The following is a 14,830-nucleotide window of genomic DNA, read 5'->3' as shown; positions in this document are numbered from 1 at the left end:
CGAAAGGCATCCGCCCGTGACAATTGCGGTTACCGGTTCCATCGCCACCGACCACCTGATGCGGTTTCCGGGCCGGTTCGCCGAGCAGCTGCTCGCCGATCAGCTCAGCCACATCTCGTTGAGCTTCCTGGTCGACGACCTCGTAGTCCGGCGCGGGGGAGTGGGCGGCAACATCGCCTACGCCATGGGCGTCCTCGGTGGATCTCCGCTGCTGGTCGGGGCTGTCGGGGCCGACTTCGCGGACTACCGCCAGTGGCTCGAGAGCAATGGTGTCGACTGCACCGCCGTCCGGATCTCGACCACCGCGCACACCGCGCGTTTCGTGTGCACCACCGACGAGGACATGGCGCAGATCGCGTCGTTCTACCCCGGTGCGATGAGTGAGGCCCGCGAAATCCAGCTGTCCGGTATCGCGCAGGACGCCGAAGCGCTCGATCTGGTCCTGATCGGCGCCAACGACCCCGAGGCGATGATCCGCCACACCGAGGAATGCCGCCGGCAGGGAATCCCGTTCGCCGCCGACCCGTCGCAGCAGCTCGCCCGACTGAACGGCGAGGAGGCGTCGGCGCTGATCCGCGGTGCAAAATACCTGTTCACGAACGAGTACGAGTGGGGACTGCTGCGGCAGAAGACCGGACTGACCGAAGAGGAGATCCGCGCTCAGGTCGGCGTCCGCGTCACGACCCTCGGTTCCAAGGGCGTCGAGATCGTCGACTCCGAGGGCAACTGGACCCGCGTCGCCGTCGTTCCCGAGAAGGCGAAGGTCGACCCGACCGGTGTCGGTGACGGATTCCGGGCCGGATTCCTCCTCGCGCACAGCGCGGGCCTGAGTTTCGAGCGCTCCGCGCAGCTGGGGTCGCTGGTGGCGGTGCTCGTGCTGGAGACCGTCGGAACCCAGGAATGGACGTTCGACCGCGACGAGGCCGTCAAGCGCCTCGCGGACGCCTACGGCTCCACCGCCGCCGACGAGATCGCTGCCGTTCTGCCGTAACAGGCGGCTCCGCCGCCCGTGCGCCGTCTTGGTAGCGCCAACTACCAAGAAGGCGCACGGGCGCGAAGCGCCTACAGCGAGACCGGGTACGCCGGCTCGGCGATCTCCGGAACGATGCGGTTCTCCACGAAGATGCCGTGCCAGACCATGAAGATCAGCACGGTCCACAGGCGACGGCTGTGGTCGGACACGCCGTCCCGGTGGTCGTTCAGCATCTTCGCGATCGCCGCCTTGTCGAGCAGGTGATCGGTGCCCGACGCCGCGATCTGCTCGTGTGCCCAGTCGAACAGTTCGGTGCCGCGCAGCCAGTGCCGCAGCGGCACCGGGAAGCCCAGCTTCGCCCGATGGAGCACGTGCCCGGGCACGATGCCTTCCAGCGCCTGACGCAGCGCGTACTTGGTGGTGCTCTTGGTGATCTTCTGATCCAGCGGCACCTGCGACGCCACCTTGAAGACCTCGGGATCGAGGAACGGCACCCGAAGTTCGAGCGAGTTGGCCATCGTCATCTTGTCGGCCTTGACGAGGATGTCGCCGCGCAACCACGTGAACAGGTCCAGGTGCTGCATCCGGGCCACCGGATCCCACCCCTGCGACTGCGCGTAGATCGGGTCGGTGACGTCGCGGTGCGTCCACTCCGGCCGGAAGTCGCGCAGGACGGCGCGCAACTGTGCGTCGTTGAAGCTGCGCGCGTTGCCGTAGTACCGCTCTTCCAGGGTCAGTGAACCGCGGTTGAGCAGGCTCTTTCCGCGGGTACCCTCGGGGATGCGCTCGGACAGCTTCCCGGCGGCCCGCCGCAGTCCCTTGGGCAGGTACTCGAACGGCTTCAGCGAAATCGGCTCGCGGTAGATGGTGTAGCCGCCGAACAGCTCGTCGGCGCCCTCACCGGACAGGACGACCTTGACGTGCTTGCGCGCTTCCTTGGCCACGAACCACAGCGGAACCAGCGCGGGATCGGCGACGGGGTCGTCGAGGTACCACACGATCTCGGGGATGGCGGCGGCGAACTCGGACGGGCTCACCACCTTCACCACGTGACGCGCGCCGATCGCTTCTGCGGATTCGGCTGCGACGTCGACCTCGGAATAGCCTTCGCGTTCGAAACCGGTGGTGAACGTGATCAGGTTCGGGTTGTGACGCATCGCGAGCGCCGCGATGGCCGTCGAGTCGATGCCACCCGACAGGAAGGAACCGACCGTGACGTCGGCGCGCATGTGCTTGGCGACCGAATCCTCGAGCGCCTCCGCGATCTCGCGGTACCGGGCCTGCTCGGTGCCCGCGGCGAACGGACGCACCGGGAACGTGGGCGCGAAATAGCGGGTGATCACGGGTTCTTCGCCCGGCCGCACACGCGCGAAGCAGCCGGACTCGAGCCGGCGGATCTGCCTGTGGAGGGTTTCCGGCTCCGGCACGTACTGAAGGACGGTGTAGTGCTCGACGGCCCGCGGATCGAGTTCGGTGCCGATGCCGATCAGGCTCGCCAGTTCCAGCAGGCTCTTCTTCTCGCTACCGAACGCGGTGCCGCCGACGCCCGTCGCCAGGAAGAGCGGTTTGATGCCGAACGGATCGCGCGCGAGGAACAATTCCCGCGTCTCCGTGTCCCAGATCGCGAACGCGAACATGCCGCGCAGGCGGCGGACCGCGTCCTCGCCCCAGTAGTGGAACGCTGCGACGATGGCCTCGCTGTCGCCCTCTGTGACGAACTGCGCACCGAACTGCTCGGCGAGTTCGGCACGAACCTCGAGGTAGTTGTAGATCTCGCCGTTGAACGTCAGCGCGTAGCGTTCCGGATTCTCCACCGGACCCCACCGCAGGGGCTGGTGGGAGTGTTCGATGTCGATGATCGACAGCCGATTGAACCCGAAGACCAGGTGGTCGTCGTGCCAGGTCCCGTGCTCGTCCGGCCCACGGTGCCGCAGGCAGTGCATCGCCTGGTCGACCTGTGAGACGGCGTTGTCGCTGGTTTCTCCAGAGGTCAGTAGCCCGAGCAGTCCGCACACAGCGTCCGGTACCTCAATTCAGAATCTTGGAAGGCTCCACGAGGTGGAGTGGTCAGGGATCTCTGCCGGAAAGTATGCCGCAGATTGCCGGAGCGTCCGGTTCGGGCCGCCGGTGACGGTGCCCGGCGCGAACAGCGGCACCGCCGCGGCGTCGGCAGCGACACGTCGTCGCCCGACCCGAGGATGGAGAGCCGCCACCTTTGGTCTACGCTGCGTAGTAATTGGGCCTTCCCATCGGGTGTGCCCTAGTGGAATTTGCGGCGATCAGGAAGGCGTGAACGTGGCGCAAGGTCGGATCCTTCGGCGGGCAGGGTTGGCAGTATCTTTGGGCATTGCTGCCTTGCTGCTGTCGGGTTGTTCAATCGACAACGAGGTGCTTCGTTTCGGGTGGCCTTCGGGCGTAACCCCGCAGGCGCACCGCATGCGTGAACTGTGGACCTGGTCGGTCATCGCCGCCCTCGTCATGGGTGTGCTGGTGTGGGGACTCACCTTCTGGGCGGTGATCTTCCACCGTAAGAAGAAGGACTCACCCGAGTTCCCGCGGCAGACGGCATACAACGTGCCGCTCGAGCTGGCGTACACCGCGGTTCCGTTCGTCATCATCGCCGTGCTGTTCTACTTCACGGTGATCGTGCAGAACCATGTCCTCGAGAAGGAGGACAACCCCAACGTGGTGGTGGATGTCACTGCGTACCAGTGGAACTGGAAGTTCGGCTACCGCTCCATCGACCTCGGTGAGGGTGGCGGCAAGTACGACGGCGTCGATCAGGAAGCGCAGGCTGCGGTCGAGTCCGCACCGGCATCCGAGGCGGAGGCCGAGGGCGAGCACGCTCAGCCCGGGCCAATCCACGGCAAGACCCCGCAGGACCTGTCCTACCTGCACTACGACAAGATCGAGACGATCGGCTCGAGCAACGAGATCCCGATCCTCGTCCTGCCGACCGGCAAGCGGATCCAGTTCGAACTGGCCTCGGCCGATGTCATCCACGCCTTCTGGGTGCCGGAGTTCCTGTTCAAGCGCGACGTGAACCCGAACCCGAAGGAGAACCACTCCGACAACGTCTTCCAGATCAGTGAGATCGAGAAGGAAGGTGCCTTCGTCGGGCGCTGCGCCGAGATGTGCGGCACGTTCCACGCGATGATGAACTTCGAGGTTCGCGCCGTGAGCCCCGACAAGTTCGCGCAGTACATCGAGCTGCGTAAGCCGGCGAGCGAGGGCGGCCGGGATCTGACCACGGCGGAGGCTCTGCAGGCCATCGGCGAGTCCCCGGTTGCGACGTCGACGTCTCCCTTCACCACCGATCGCGGCTACAAGCAGGCGAGCGGTGTCGAAGGTAACTGAACCTGCTGCTGATACCTCACTGACCAAGGACAAGTGCTGATATGAAGATCGAAGCCAAGCTCTTCGAGATCCTGACGGTATTCTTCATTCTCGTCGCGATCGTCTACGGCGTCTTCACCGCCGTTTCACGAACCGGTATCGAGTGGGCGGGTCTGACGGGCATCTGCCTGTCGGCGGGACTGACGCTGATCATCGGAACGTACTTCCGGTTCGTCGCCCGTCGCCTCGACACCCGTCCCGAGGACTACGAGGACGCGGAGATCGCCGATGGCGCAGGCGACCTGGGCTTCTTCAGCCCCGGTAGTTACTGGCCGATCCTGCTCGCCGCCTCTGCTGCTTTCGTCGCAGTAGCGATGGCGTTCTTCCAGCCGTGGATGATTGTGGTCGCCGTGATTGCCGTGCTCGCGGCCGCTGCAGGCCTCGTCTTCGAGTACTACGTCGGGCCCGAGAAGCACTAGTTCCACCCACAGTCGGACAGCGGAGGCGCCGAATCCCACCGGGGTTCGGCGCCTCCGCTTTGTCGTCGGCCCTAGCCGGCCGGGTCCGCCGCGGCGGCGAGGAGTGCCGCCGCCTGATCGGACGCGAGTCGTACCGCCTCCGGAAACACGTGCAATCCGTGCGAGACCAGGGCACCTTCGTGGAGCAGCATGATGGTGCGCGCGAGTGTCTCCGGATCGCGCACCGACGCGTCCCGGCACACCCCCGTGAACAGGTCGAGCATCCACCGTTTCTGGCCGATGATGACCGCGTACGCCGGATGTGACGGGTCGCTGATCTCAGCGTGCGCGTTGACCATGCTGCACCCTTTCGCGCTGTTCTCCGTGGTCCACTCCCCGGACGCGTCGAAGATCGCCGTCAGGCGCCGCTCGGGGGAGTCGCCGACGGTGTCGAGGTGGACTGCGAGGAATGCCCGCCACCGCTCGTCCCGGTCGGCGAGGTACTCGACCACGATCTGTTCCTTCGATCCGAAACGGTCGTAGAGCGTCTTCTTCGTGACGCCGGCCTCGGCGGCGATGAGATCCACGCCGACCGCGTGAATTCCCCGCTCGTAGAAGAGGCGGCCGGCCGCGTCCAGCGCTCGCCTCGCTCCCGGGGTCAGTGCGACGCGTCGCGGTGACGGCACAGAATCCATGACAAAAGTATACAGATCGGTATAGGTTGAAGAGGTATACCGATCTGTTTACTTGGGTGGTGGTCAGTTGTGAATGCGTTTCTCGCCGTGCTGTTCGTCGTGTGCTGGAGCTCCGGCTTCATCGGGGCCAAACTCGGCGCCGGGGACGCATCCCCTCTGACGGTTCTGACCTGGCGGTTCCTGCCACTCGCCCTGGCACTCGCCCTGGCGGCCGCGCTGTTCGACCGCGCACGGTGGCGTGGACTCGGGTCCCGTGCGTTCGGTCGTCAGGTGACGGTCGGCGCGCTGTCGCAGACCGGGTATCTGCTGACCGTCTACCAGGCGATCGGGCTCGGCGTCTCGACCGGTACCACCGCGCTGATCGACGGCACCCAGCCCCTGGTCGTCGCCGTACTGGCCGGCCCGCTGCTGGGGCAGTACGTCGCGCCCCGGCAGTGGTGGGGGCTGCTGCTGGGACTGGCGGGGGTCGTGATCGTCACCGCAGGCGACGCCACCTCTGGGTCCGGTGTGTCGTGGTGGGCGTATCTCGTGCCGTTCGCCGGGATGCTGTCGCTGGTGGCCGCGACCTTCCTGGAGAGTCGCTCACCGACCGACACCGACCCCGTCGTGTCCATGACCGTGCACTGCGCGACCAGTGCCGTGCTCTTCACCGCCCTCGCCGCGTGCGCCGGACAGGTGTCGCCACCGCCGACGGCATCGTTCTGGTGGTCGGTGGCCTGGTTGATCGGCCTGTCCACGTTCGGCGGCTACGGCCTGTACTGGCTCGTGCTGCGTCGGAGCGGGGTCACCCGGGTCAATGCTCTGATGTTCCTGATGGCACCGGTGACGGCGATCTGGGGGACCGTGATGTTCGGCGAGCCGTTCGGAATCCTCACCGCGCTCGGTCTACTTCTGGGACTCGGGGCGGTCGCGCTCGTGTTCCGCGCACAGCCGCGGGGGAGGGGAGCGGGCAAGCCCACAGACGAGCAGAGCCCCGAACCGGAAGTGGTTCGGGGCTCTGCTCGGTTGCGGAGGTGAGGCTAGTGGGCCTCGCCGTTGCCGGACGATCCGTTGCCGGAAGTCGACGAACCGTTACCGTGGGCGCGGTCCTGGTACTCCCGCAGCATTGTGAGCTGCTCGTGCTCGCCGTGGTGCAGGGCGTGCTCGAGAGCCAGGCTCTCCTCGACCGGGTCGGCCGTGACGAGGCTGCCGGAACCGGGCTTGCCAGCGGAACCGAGCTTGTTCATCTTCTTCGGGACGGTCGCACCCTGGTACTCGAGCGGGATCGGATGACCGTGGTCGTCGACCGGGCCGAGCGGCTGGTGGATCTCGATGTACTGACCGTTCGGCATCCGCTTGATGATGCCGGTCTCGATGCCGTGCTCGAGGACCTCACGGTCGCTGCGCTGGAGACCCAGGCAGAACCGGTAGGCCACCCAGAAGGCGATCGGAGGCAGCAGCACCATGCCGATGCGGCCGATCCACGTCATCGCGTTCAGCGAGATGCTCAGGTGGTACGCGATGATGTCGTTGATGCAGGAGATCGTCAGGACGGCGTAGAACGCAATCGCCATCGCACCGATCGCGGTACGCACCGGAACGTCACGCGGACGCTGCAGCAGGTTGTGGTGAGCGTCGTCCTTCGTCAGGCGCTTCTCGATCCACGGGTAGGCGATCAGCACCGTGAACACCAGACCCATGATCAACGCGACAGCGAACACCGACGGAATGGTGTAGCGGTCGAACAGGTAGATGTCCCATGCCGGCCACAGACGGGCCAGGCCGTCCGTCCACATCATGTAGATGTCGGGCTGCGAACCGGCCGACACCTGCGACGGGTTGTAGGGGCCGATGGTCCAGACCGGGTTGATCTGCAGCACGCCACCCATCACGGCCAGAACACCGAACGTGATCGCGAAGAACGCACCCGACTTGACGGCGAACACCGGGAGGATGCGCACACCCACGACGTTGTTCTCCGTGCGGCCGGGGCCGGGGAACTGCGTGTGCTTCTGGTACCAGACGAGCGCGAGGTGACCGGCGATCAAGGCGAGGATGATGCCCGGGAACAGCAGGACGTGCGCGACGTACAGGCGCGGGATGATCAGGTCGCCGGGGAAGTCGCCGCCGAAGATCAGCCAGTGCATCCAGGTGCCTGCGATCGGGATGCTCAGCGTGATGCCGGAGAACGCGGCGCGCAGGCCCGTGCCGGACAGCAGGTCGTCGGGGATGGTGTAGCCGAAGAATCCCTCGAACATCGCCAGGATCAGCAGCAGGCAGCCGATGACCCAGTTGGCCTCACGCGGACGCCGGAAGGCGCCGGTGAAGAAGATGCGCATCAGGTGCACGACGATCGACGCCGCGAACATCAGCGCGGCCCAGTGGTGGATCTGACGGACGAACAGGCCGCCACGGACCTCGAACGAGATGTTCAGCGTGGTCTCGTACGCGCGGGACATCGTGACGCCGCGCAGGGGCTCGTACGCACCGTTGTAGACGACGTGCGCCATCGACGGATCGAAGAACAGGGTCAGGTAGACACCGGAGATCAGCAGGATAATGAAGCTGTACAGCGCGATCTCGCCGAGCAGGAACGACCAGTGGGTGGGGAAGACCTTGTTGATCTGCCGCCGCATTCCCGCTGCGAGGTGGTAGCGCGAGTCCATCGCTTCGGCCTGGCCGGTGGCCATCGCGCTCAGTTTGGACGGTTTGTTGTCGGTCACGGTCGACGCTCCCAAAATGCCGGGCCGAGAGCTTCGATGTAGTCACCCGTTGTGACTAGGAAACCCTCTTCGTTCACTGTAATAGGCAACTGCGGAAGTGCACGAGCGGCCGGACCGAAAATCGGCTTTCCGTAGGTCAGCGCATCGAACTGCGACTGGTGGCACGGGCAGAGGATTCGGTTGGTCTGCTGTTCGTACAGGGAGGTGGGGCAGCCGAGGTGGGTGCAGATCTTCGAGAAGGCGAAGTAGTCGCCGTAGTTGAAGCTCTCCTGGCCCTTGCGCTTGGTGACCCGTGCCGCGTCCTCCGTGCGGAGGCGGATGAGCATGGTTGCGTTACGGATGCCGCGCAGCGCCTCGAGCAGCGCGTCGTGGTCGCCGCGATCGGACTCACGGAACGGGAACACCGTTTCCATGGCGCCGGCGTCCAGGTCTTCCGGGCGAACGAGGACGACGTCCTCGGGGCGACCGGTGTCGCGGCGCAGGTAGATGGTTTCACCCTCGTAGCGGGGGGTCCATCCCGACACCCACAGCGGGGAGTCGTCGCGCTTGGCCCACGGGTTCTTGATCAGACCACCGAGGGGCATGACGGACATGATGCCGAGGGCACCGCCGCCGAAGATGAGGGTGCGCTTGAGGAGCTTGCGGCGTCCCAGCGTCGACGTGTCGAACGAGTCGCCGAGTTCCGCGACGATCGTCTTGCGGTCGACCTCGGACGATCCACCGTCGTGGCGGTCCTGGATGGACACCTCTTCGGGGATGAACTTCTTGGTGAACTGCACCGCACCGACACCGAGGCCGAGGATGGCCAGACCCATGGTGAGGCCGATCAGGGGCGTGTACAGGCTGTAGGCCGAGTAGTGCTCCTCGCCGGCGCCTGCGTACTCCCAGGGCCAGAAGAGGTAGATCGCGATGAACGCGATCGCGGAGATGCCGGAGAGGGCGAACCAGAAGGCGACCGACCGCTCGGCGCGCTTCTCGGCCTTCGTCCCCGGAACCGCCCAGCGGTTGCGGCGGAACGCGACGTCGACGTGGTCGAGGTTGGTTCCGAGCTCGACCAGTTCGTCGCGGCTCAGGTTCTCGAGTTCTGCATCCGTGTACTTCTTTGGCGTGGCGCCGCCCGGCTGGCCAGCGTCGCTCATGACCTTGCTCCGATCCACAGTGCTGCACCGACGACAGCGATGATTCCGATGACCCACATGGCCAAGCCCTCGGAGGCGGGACCGATGCCGCCGAGTCCGTAGCCGCCGGGCTGCTTCGTCTCGCCTGACGACTTGATGTAGGCGATGATGTCCTTCTTCTCCTCGAGGGTCAGCTGACGGTCCGAGAACTTGGGCATGTTCTGCGGGCCGGTGACCATCGCGGTGTAGATCTGCTGCTCGCTGGCCGGGTCGAGGACCGGCGCGTACTTACCGGACGAGAGTGCACCGCCGCGTCCGGTGAAGTTGTGGCAGGACGCGCAGTTGAGGCGGAACAGTTCGCTGCCGCGTCCGATGTCGCCACCGCGCAGCGAAGACTGGGCGACCTCGCCGTTCTCGTCACGAATGACCGTGGGGCCGCCGCCGTTGGCCTGGACGTACGCGCCGATGGCGTCCGTCTGCTCGGCGTCGAACTTGACGGGCTTGCGCTCGACCTGGGCCTCGTTACGCGAGGCAGGCATGCGTCCCGACGACACCTGGAAGTAGACGGCGGCCTCGCCGACACCGATCAGGCTCGGGCCGCGGTCCTGCACACCCTGCAGGTTCGCGCCGTGGCACGTGATGCACGAGGTGTCGTACAACTGCTTGCCCTCGCGGATCAGTGCTGCCTGATCGTCGGTGGCGGTGGCCACCTGCGGGGTCGGCGTCAACGCGGACGCGAGGAAACCGGCGCTGACCAGTCCCATCATCAGGACCAGGGCGCCCGTGACGCGCCTGCGGAGCTTCCGCTGGCGGCGTGCCTTCGCGGCAGACGCTGTGGTGTCGGATGCGGGAGGGGGGGATGAACTCATCTGTATCCCTTTGGTATGTCGGGACGGACTGGACGTCAGGGGGCTGCCTGGGGCGTTCAGCTGATCAACGGATGAAATAGATCGTGGCGAACAGACCGATCCACACGATGTCGACGAAGTGCCAGTAGTACGAGACGACGATGGCGGCGGTGGCCTGGGCGGGCGTGAACTTGCTGACCTTGGTGCGGGCGATCAGGAAGACGAACGCGATGAGGCCGCCGATCACGTGCATGCCGTGGAAGCCGGTGGTCATGTAGAACACCGAGCCGTACACGCTGCTGGAGATCGAGGTGCCGTGCTCGACGAGGTGGATGTACTCGTAGGCCTGTCCGAGGACGAAGAACGTGCCCATCGCCAGGGTCAGGAGGTACCACCGGCGGAGGCCGAAGACGTCGCCGCGCTCGGCCGCGAACACACCCATCTGGCAGGTGAACGACGAGGCGATCAGCACCAGCGTCACCGGTACGGCGAGGAACAGATTCAGCTCGGTCGGCTCCGGCGGCCAGTTCCCATTCGCCTGCGCTCGCGCCACGAAATACATGGCGAAGAGCCCTGCGAAGAACATGAGCTCACTTGACAACCACACGATGGTGCCAACGCTGACCATGTTAGGTCGGTTCAGCGAGTGCACGCGTTGGGTGATTGCTGATCCTGAAGTCCCTACTGCGCTCGTCACAGACAGAAGTATGACGCTTCGTCGTAAGAGACGACTACCCGGGTCCACCCTCGGCGCGTCGATGCGCCCCGCTTGTCCGATTCTCCCTGCTGACAGCCTGGTGGCGGACCGTGAAAGGGTGGAGCCATGCGCTCTCGTGACAACAGTACGGGGTGGCTGCGGAGGCTGTTCGGCAGTCGGCAACCGGCCCCTCTCGATCAGGATCGGCACGACCTCGTGGTCGTCGCCTCGAGCTTCGACGACGTGGAGGCGTGCTCGACCGCTCTCGACCGCGCCGCCGCCGAGAAACCGCGGTGGGACGCCGACGCGGAAGCGGTGCTGCGGCACCATCTGCGGCTGCCCGCGTCGTCGGTGGCCGACGCCGTGTCGATCGCCGCCCAGGACGGCTACCGACCGCAGAATCCGCACGGGCCGGCATCCCCCGGCGAGGACGGTGCGACGGTCGGACTCGTGCTGCAGCGAGTCCAGATCCTCGACGCGCTGCACTGTTCTCAGGAACGGTCGAGAATGGCCGGGCTGGCGCAGCGACTCGGTGGCTCGGTCGACGGCTGGGACGCGACGCAACCGGCGCGCGAGTCCGATCCGTCCGGTGACTAGGCTTCCAGGACCGGATCCGCCACTAGTACAAGGGGACACGACGATGCAGAGCCCGACTGCTCAGGGGACGAACGACGGTGTGCGGCCGGCACGCACGTGGCCGTCGGTCCTCGGCACGCTCACCGACGGACGTGACCTCTCGGTGGACGAGGCGAAGTGGGCGATGGACGAGATCATGTCCGACAACGCCACGTCCGCGCAGATCGCGGCGTTCGGTGTCGCCCTGAAGATGAAGGGCGAGACACCGGAGGAGTTGCGCGGACTGGCGGACTCGATGCTCGGGCACGCGCGCAAGGTCCCCGTCGACGACGACGTCGTCGACATCGTCGGAACCGGAGGTGACCGATCCAACACCGTGAACATCTCCACGATGGCGTCACTCGTGGTCGCGGCGTCCGGCATTCGCGTCGTCAAACACGGAAACCGGGCGGCGTCCTCCAAGAGCGGCGGGGCGGACGTTCTCGAGGCGCTCGGGGTGAAGATCAATCTCGGTCCCGACGAGGTGGCCCGCTGCGTCCGGGAGGTCGGCATCGGTTTCTGCTTCGCGCCGGTGTTCCATCCCGCCCTGCGCTTCGCCGGCGCGCCGCGCAAGGAGATCGGCATCCCGACCGTCTTCAACGTGCTCGGACCGCTCACCAATCCGGCGCGTCCGCGGGCCGGCCTCATCGGCTGCGCGTTCCCGGGCCTGATCTCGGTGGTGGCCGGTGTGCTCGCGCAGCGCGGCAACTCGGCGCTCGTGGTGCGGGGTGACGACGGCCTGGACGAGTTGACGACGTCGACGACGTCGACCGTGTACATCGTGGCGGACGGGGCGGTGACCACCCGTCAGCTCGATCCCCGGGACATCGGGATCGCGCGGGTGTCGCTCGACGAACTGCGCGGCGGCGATGCCGAGGTGAACGCGGCGGTGGCGCGGCGACTCCTCGCCGGTGAGACCGGACCCGTCCGCGACGCGGTCCTCCTCAACGCCGCGGCGGCGATCGCGGCGTACCGGGGACTCGGCGGCCGCACGCTCGAAGACGCGTTGTCGGACGGACTCTCGATGGCGGCACAGTCGATCGACAGTGGAGCGGCCGCGACGCTGCTCGCGCGGTGGGCCGAACTCACGTCGGGCCTTTCCGCCAGCAAATAGCCGGCGGAACTATTCGCCGATCGAGAAGCCCGCTTCGACGTCGGCGCTGGAGTAGGACTGGAACGCGATGTGCGTCGCCGTCCGGGAGACGCCGTCCACCTTGTTGATTCCCTCGGTGACGACCTCCGCGATCTTCGCGTGGTCCCGGACCCGCACGATCGCGATCAGGTCGACGTCGCCTGCGCAGGAATAGACCTTGTCGACGCCCTCGATGTCGGCGACCGCCTGAGCGGTCTCCGGGATGCGGTGGGCTTCGGCGTGGATCAGGACGATGGCGTTGATCATGATCGCCAGCCTAAGCGGTGGTCGGCGGAACTCGGCGCGGGTGGTCGGGTCTCGGCGTCCCGTGTCGACGCGCTGCCCGCTCGCGCGAGTGCGCACCACTCGGACCAGGATCCGGCGCCCCGTGCGGGCTCGCACCAGCCCGCGGAGGCGCTGACGATGCGGGTGTCCTCCTGGTCGAGCCAGCGCGCCAGCAGCCCGGCCTCCTCGGGGGACGCGCCGCGAAGCGGAGTTGCGTCGGGAACGACGGTTTCGGCGGTGAGAACGAGCGCATCGACCACCGGCATCGGATGGATTCCGCGCCGGGCGCAGCCCGCGGACGCGAGTCGCCCGGAACGGATCACCGCGAACTCCCAGCCGCCGGTGACGGCCGGGCGAGCGGCCACGAGCTGATCGAGGGCGGTGAGGGCGGCCAGGCGCTGCATTCTGCGCAACGCGAGGACGACCTCCGCGGTGCGATCACGCAGGCGTGCGGCGTTCTCGAACAACTCGCCGGCGGCCAGCTCCTCCACCCGTGCGCGCATGCGGTGCAGCGGGGCGTCGTCCAGGCCGCGCAGGAACTGCCGGAAGAGTTCCGGCCCGGGACGGTAGGCGTCCTCCGTCATGCGGTCGTGGACGGACGCCGGGCAGCGTCCGAGCTCGCGGGGCGGGCACTGCGGACCGTGCTCCCTTCCCTTCGGGATGCGGCTCGTGCACGTCCGGAGAATGCAGTACTCGGCGAGGACGTCGGCGACGTCGACTGCGGTCGAGCGGGACCGGAACGGACCGAGCGAGTCGGCGGCCGGGGTACGCACCACCGACAGCCGGGGGAATGCCTCCGCGGTGAGCGTGATCCACCAGCCGCGTTTCGGGTACTTGGACCTCCGGTTGTACGGCGGCGTGTGCGCGGCGAGCAGCCGGAGCTCGCGCACACCGGCCTCGAGCGCATGCGCGCACTCGACGTGGTCGATCCGGGTGGTCAGGGCCACCATCTCCTTCATCCGTCCACGCGTCTCGGAGCCGGTGAAGTAGTTGCGCACCCGCCGGCGCAGATCGGTCGCCGTGCCGACGTAGAGGACCTCGTCGGACGGTCCGCGGAACAGGTAGACGCCGGGAGCGTGGGGGAGATGGCTTGCGAGTGAGCGTTTCGCCCGCTGGTGTGAGGAGACGTCGGGCAGATAGTCGACGAGTTCGGTGAGACTGTGCACCCCCTGATTGCCGACCCTCGCGATCAGGGCGTGCAGGACGTCGACGGTGGCACGGGCGTCGTCGAGTGCCCGGTGGGTCGGAGTGGTCCCGACGTCGAACAGCCGGGCCAGCGACGACAGCTTGACGGACGGCGCTTCGTCGCGGCTGAGGACGCGCCTGGCCAGTTTGACGGTGCAGAGCACGGTGAACTTGGGCCAGGGGGTGTCGGTGGCGGACGCCGCGGCTTTGAGGAAGCCCGTGTCGAACGGGGCGTTGTGCGCGACGAGCACGGCCCCGCGTGCGAACTCCAGGAACGCCGGCAGCACTCGCTCGATCCGCGGGGCGTCGATCACCATGGCGGTGGTGATGCCGGTGATCTCCACGATGTGCGGCGGGATGGACCGTCCCGGGTCGACGAGAGTGGCCATTTCGGCGATCACCTCGCCTCCGCGGATCTTCACGGCGCCGATCTCGGTGATGGCGTCCTCACCCGGCCGTGCACCGGTGGTCTCGAGATCGACCACCACGAACGTGGTGTCCCGCAGTGGGGTGTCGAGCTCGTCGAATCTCAGCTGTTCGGGTACACCGGGGACACTCACGGATCGGAGCGTATGGACGGGCACCGACAGAACCGCCCGGAGAGCCCGGAGAGACGAGGATCACACTGCCCGTCTCGGGCGGCGGTCGCGGGCGGTGCGAGGGGCGGCCGCGGGGCCGCGAACGAGGGATTCGCATGGTGCGGCGGTCGGTTGCGGCGGGTCCGGCGCGTGCCGCGGGTTCGGTCCGCGGCACCCCGTTGAACAGCAGGAACACGGCGTGGGGAGA

14 protein-coding genes are annotated in these 14,830 nt (G+C 66.9%); 6 read left to right on the top strand and 8 right to left on the bottom strand.

All coding sequences use genetic code 11. The annotated features are described in order from the left end of the window. Positions 1-16 precede the first annotated feature (16 nt). Positions 17-991 carry a carbohydrate kinase family protein gene (locus tag QM806_RS03965; RefSeq protein ID WP_005573186.1) on the top strand — a complete coding sequence of 325 codons (975 nt, stop codon included), beginning with the start codon at positions 17-19 and terminating at the stop codon, positions 989-991. Positions 992-1,062: 71 nt separating this feature from the next. Here the strand turns inward: QM806_RS03965 and asnB are convergent, their stop codons facing one another. Then, positions 1,063-2,988 (bottom strand): asparagine synthase (glutamine-hydrolyzing), encoded by a 1,926-nt coding sequence (gene asnB / locus QM806_RS03960; RefSeq protein WP_005573188.1) that lies wholly within the window; start codon positions 2,986-2,988, stop codon positions 1,063-1,065. Between the two features lie 274 nt (positions 2,989-3,262). Between asnB and ctaC the strand changes: the two genes are divergently transcribed. Then, on the top strand, positions 3,263-4,330 hold the full coding sequence (ctaC, locus tag QM806_RS03955; RefSeq protein ID WP_016880030.1) for an aa3-type cytochrome oxidase subunit II: 1,068 nt from the start codon (positions 3,263-3,265) through the stop codon (positions 4,328-4,330). A 41-nt stretch (positions 4,331-4,371) separates the two neighbouring features. Continuing rightward, positions 4,372-4,788 carry a cytochrome c oxidase subunit 4 gene (locus QM806_RS03950; protein ID WP_005573189.1) on the top strand — a complete coding sequence of 139 codons (417 nt, stop codon included), beginning with the start codon at positions 4,372-4,374 and terminating at the stop codon, positions 4,786-4,788. 71 nt (positions 4,789-4,859) lie between these two features. Here the strand turns inward: QM806_RS03950 and QM806_RS03945 are convergent, their stop codons facing one another. Continuing rightward, positions 4,860-5,462 carry a TetR/AcrR family transcriptional regulator gene (locus QM806_RS03945; protein WP_065491675.1) on the bottom strand — a complete coding sequence of 201 codons (603 nt, stop codon included), beginning with the start codon at positions 5,460-5,462 and terminating at the stop codon, positions 4,860-4,862. A gap of 69 nt (positions 5,463-5,531) precedes the next feature. Between QM806_RS03945 and QM806_RS03940 the strand changes: the two genes are divergently transcribed. After that, positions 5,532-6,479: a DMT family transporter gene (locus tag QM806_RS03940; RefSeq protein WP_065491674.1), complete on the top strand. Its 948-nt coding sequence runs from the start codon at positions 5,532-5,534 to the stop codon at positions 6,477-6,479. Positions 6,480-6,481: 2 nt separating this feature from the next. Here QM806_RS03940 and qcrB read toward each other — a convergent pair whose 3' ends face one another. The 4 genes from qcrB to ctaE form a co-directional block, all read right to left on the bottom strand. Then, positions 6,482-8,131 carry a cytochrome bc1 complex cytochrome b subunit gene (qcrB, locus tag QM806_RS03935; RefSeq protein WP_133986725.1) on the bottom strand — a complete coding sequence of 550 codons (1,650 nt, stop codon included), beginning with the start codon at positions 8,129-8,131 and terminating at the stop codon, positions 6,482-6,484. 29 nt (positions 8,132-8,160) lie between these two features. Further along, positions 8,161-9,303 (bottom strand): cytochrome bc1 complex Rieske iron-sulfur subunit, encoded by a 1,143-nt coding sequence (gene qcrA / locus QM806_RS03930; protein WP_005247713.1) that lies wholly within the window; start codon positions 9,301-9,303, stop codon positions 8,161-8,163. Beyond that, positions 9,300-10,151, bottom strand: a complete 852-nt coding sequence (gene qcrC, locus QM806_RS03925) for a cytochrome bc1 complex diheme cytochrome c subunit (RefSeq protein ID WP_005247712.1) — start codon at positions 10,149-10,151, stop codon at positions 9,300-9,302. The genes qcrA and qcrC overlap by 4 nt, the downstream gene beginning before the upstream one ends. Before the next feature lie 64 nt (positions 10,152-10,215). Beyond that, positions 10,216-10,827, bottom strand: coding sequence for an aa3-type cytochrome oxidase subunit III (ctaE, locus tag QM806_RS03920; protein ID WP_005260123.1), 612 nt, complete (start codon positions 10,825-10,827; stop codon positions 10,216-10,218). Between the two features lie 126 nt (positions 10,828-10,953). Between ctaE and QM806_RS03915 the strand changes: the two genes are divergently transcribed. Both QM806_RS03915 and trpD read left to right on the top strand, forming a co-directional pair. After that, positions 10,954-11,424, top strand: a complete 471-nt coding sequence (locus QM806_RS03915; RefSeq protein WP_005573196.1) for a hypothetical protein — start codon at positions 10,954-10,956, stop codon at positions 11,422-11,424. Positions 11,425-11,467: 43 nt separating this feature from the next. After that, a complete protein-coding gene (gene trpD / locus QM806_RS03910) occupies positions 11,468-12,556 on the top strand; it encodes an anthranilate phosphoribosyltransferase (protein ID WP_133984446.1) in 1,089 nt (362 codons plus the stop codon). A 9-nt stretch (positions 12,557-12,565) separates the two neighbouring features. On the opposite strand, the gene QM806_RS03905 is transcribed toward trpD, so the two are convergent. Together QM806_RS03905 and QM806_RS03900 are read right to left on the bottom strand one after the other, a co-directional pair. Further along, positions 12,566-12,841 (bottom strand): Lrp/AsnC family transcriptional regulator, encoded by a 276-nt coding sequence (locus QM806_RS03905; protein ID WP_005247708.1) that lies wholly within the window; start codon positions 12,839-12,841, stop codon positions 12,566-12,568. After that, positions 12,838-14,604, bottom strand: a complete 1,767-nt coding sequence (locus QM806_RS03900) for a DEDD exonuclease domain-containing protein (protein ID WP_054247637.1) — start codon at positions 14,602-14,604, stop codon at positions 12,838-12,840. Before QM806_RS03900 ends, QM806_RS03905 begins: the two co-directional genes overlap by 4 nt. Positions 14,605-14,830: the final 226 nt, after the last annotated feature.

Origin of the sequence: Rhodococcus sp. IEGM 1351, assembly GCF_030056875.1 — a bacterium.
GTDB classification, from domain to species: domain Bacteria; phylum Actinomycetota; class Actinomycetes; order Mycobacteriales; family Mycobacteriaceae; genus Rhodococcus_F; species Rhodococcus_F opacus.
Note: the sequence above shows the minus strand (reverse complement) of the source record. Positions and strands in the feature narration are given on the sequence as shown.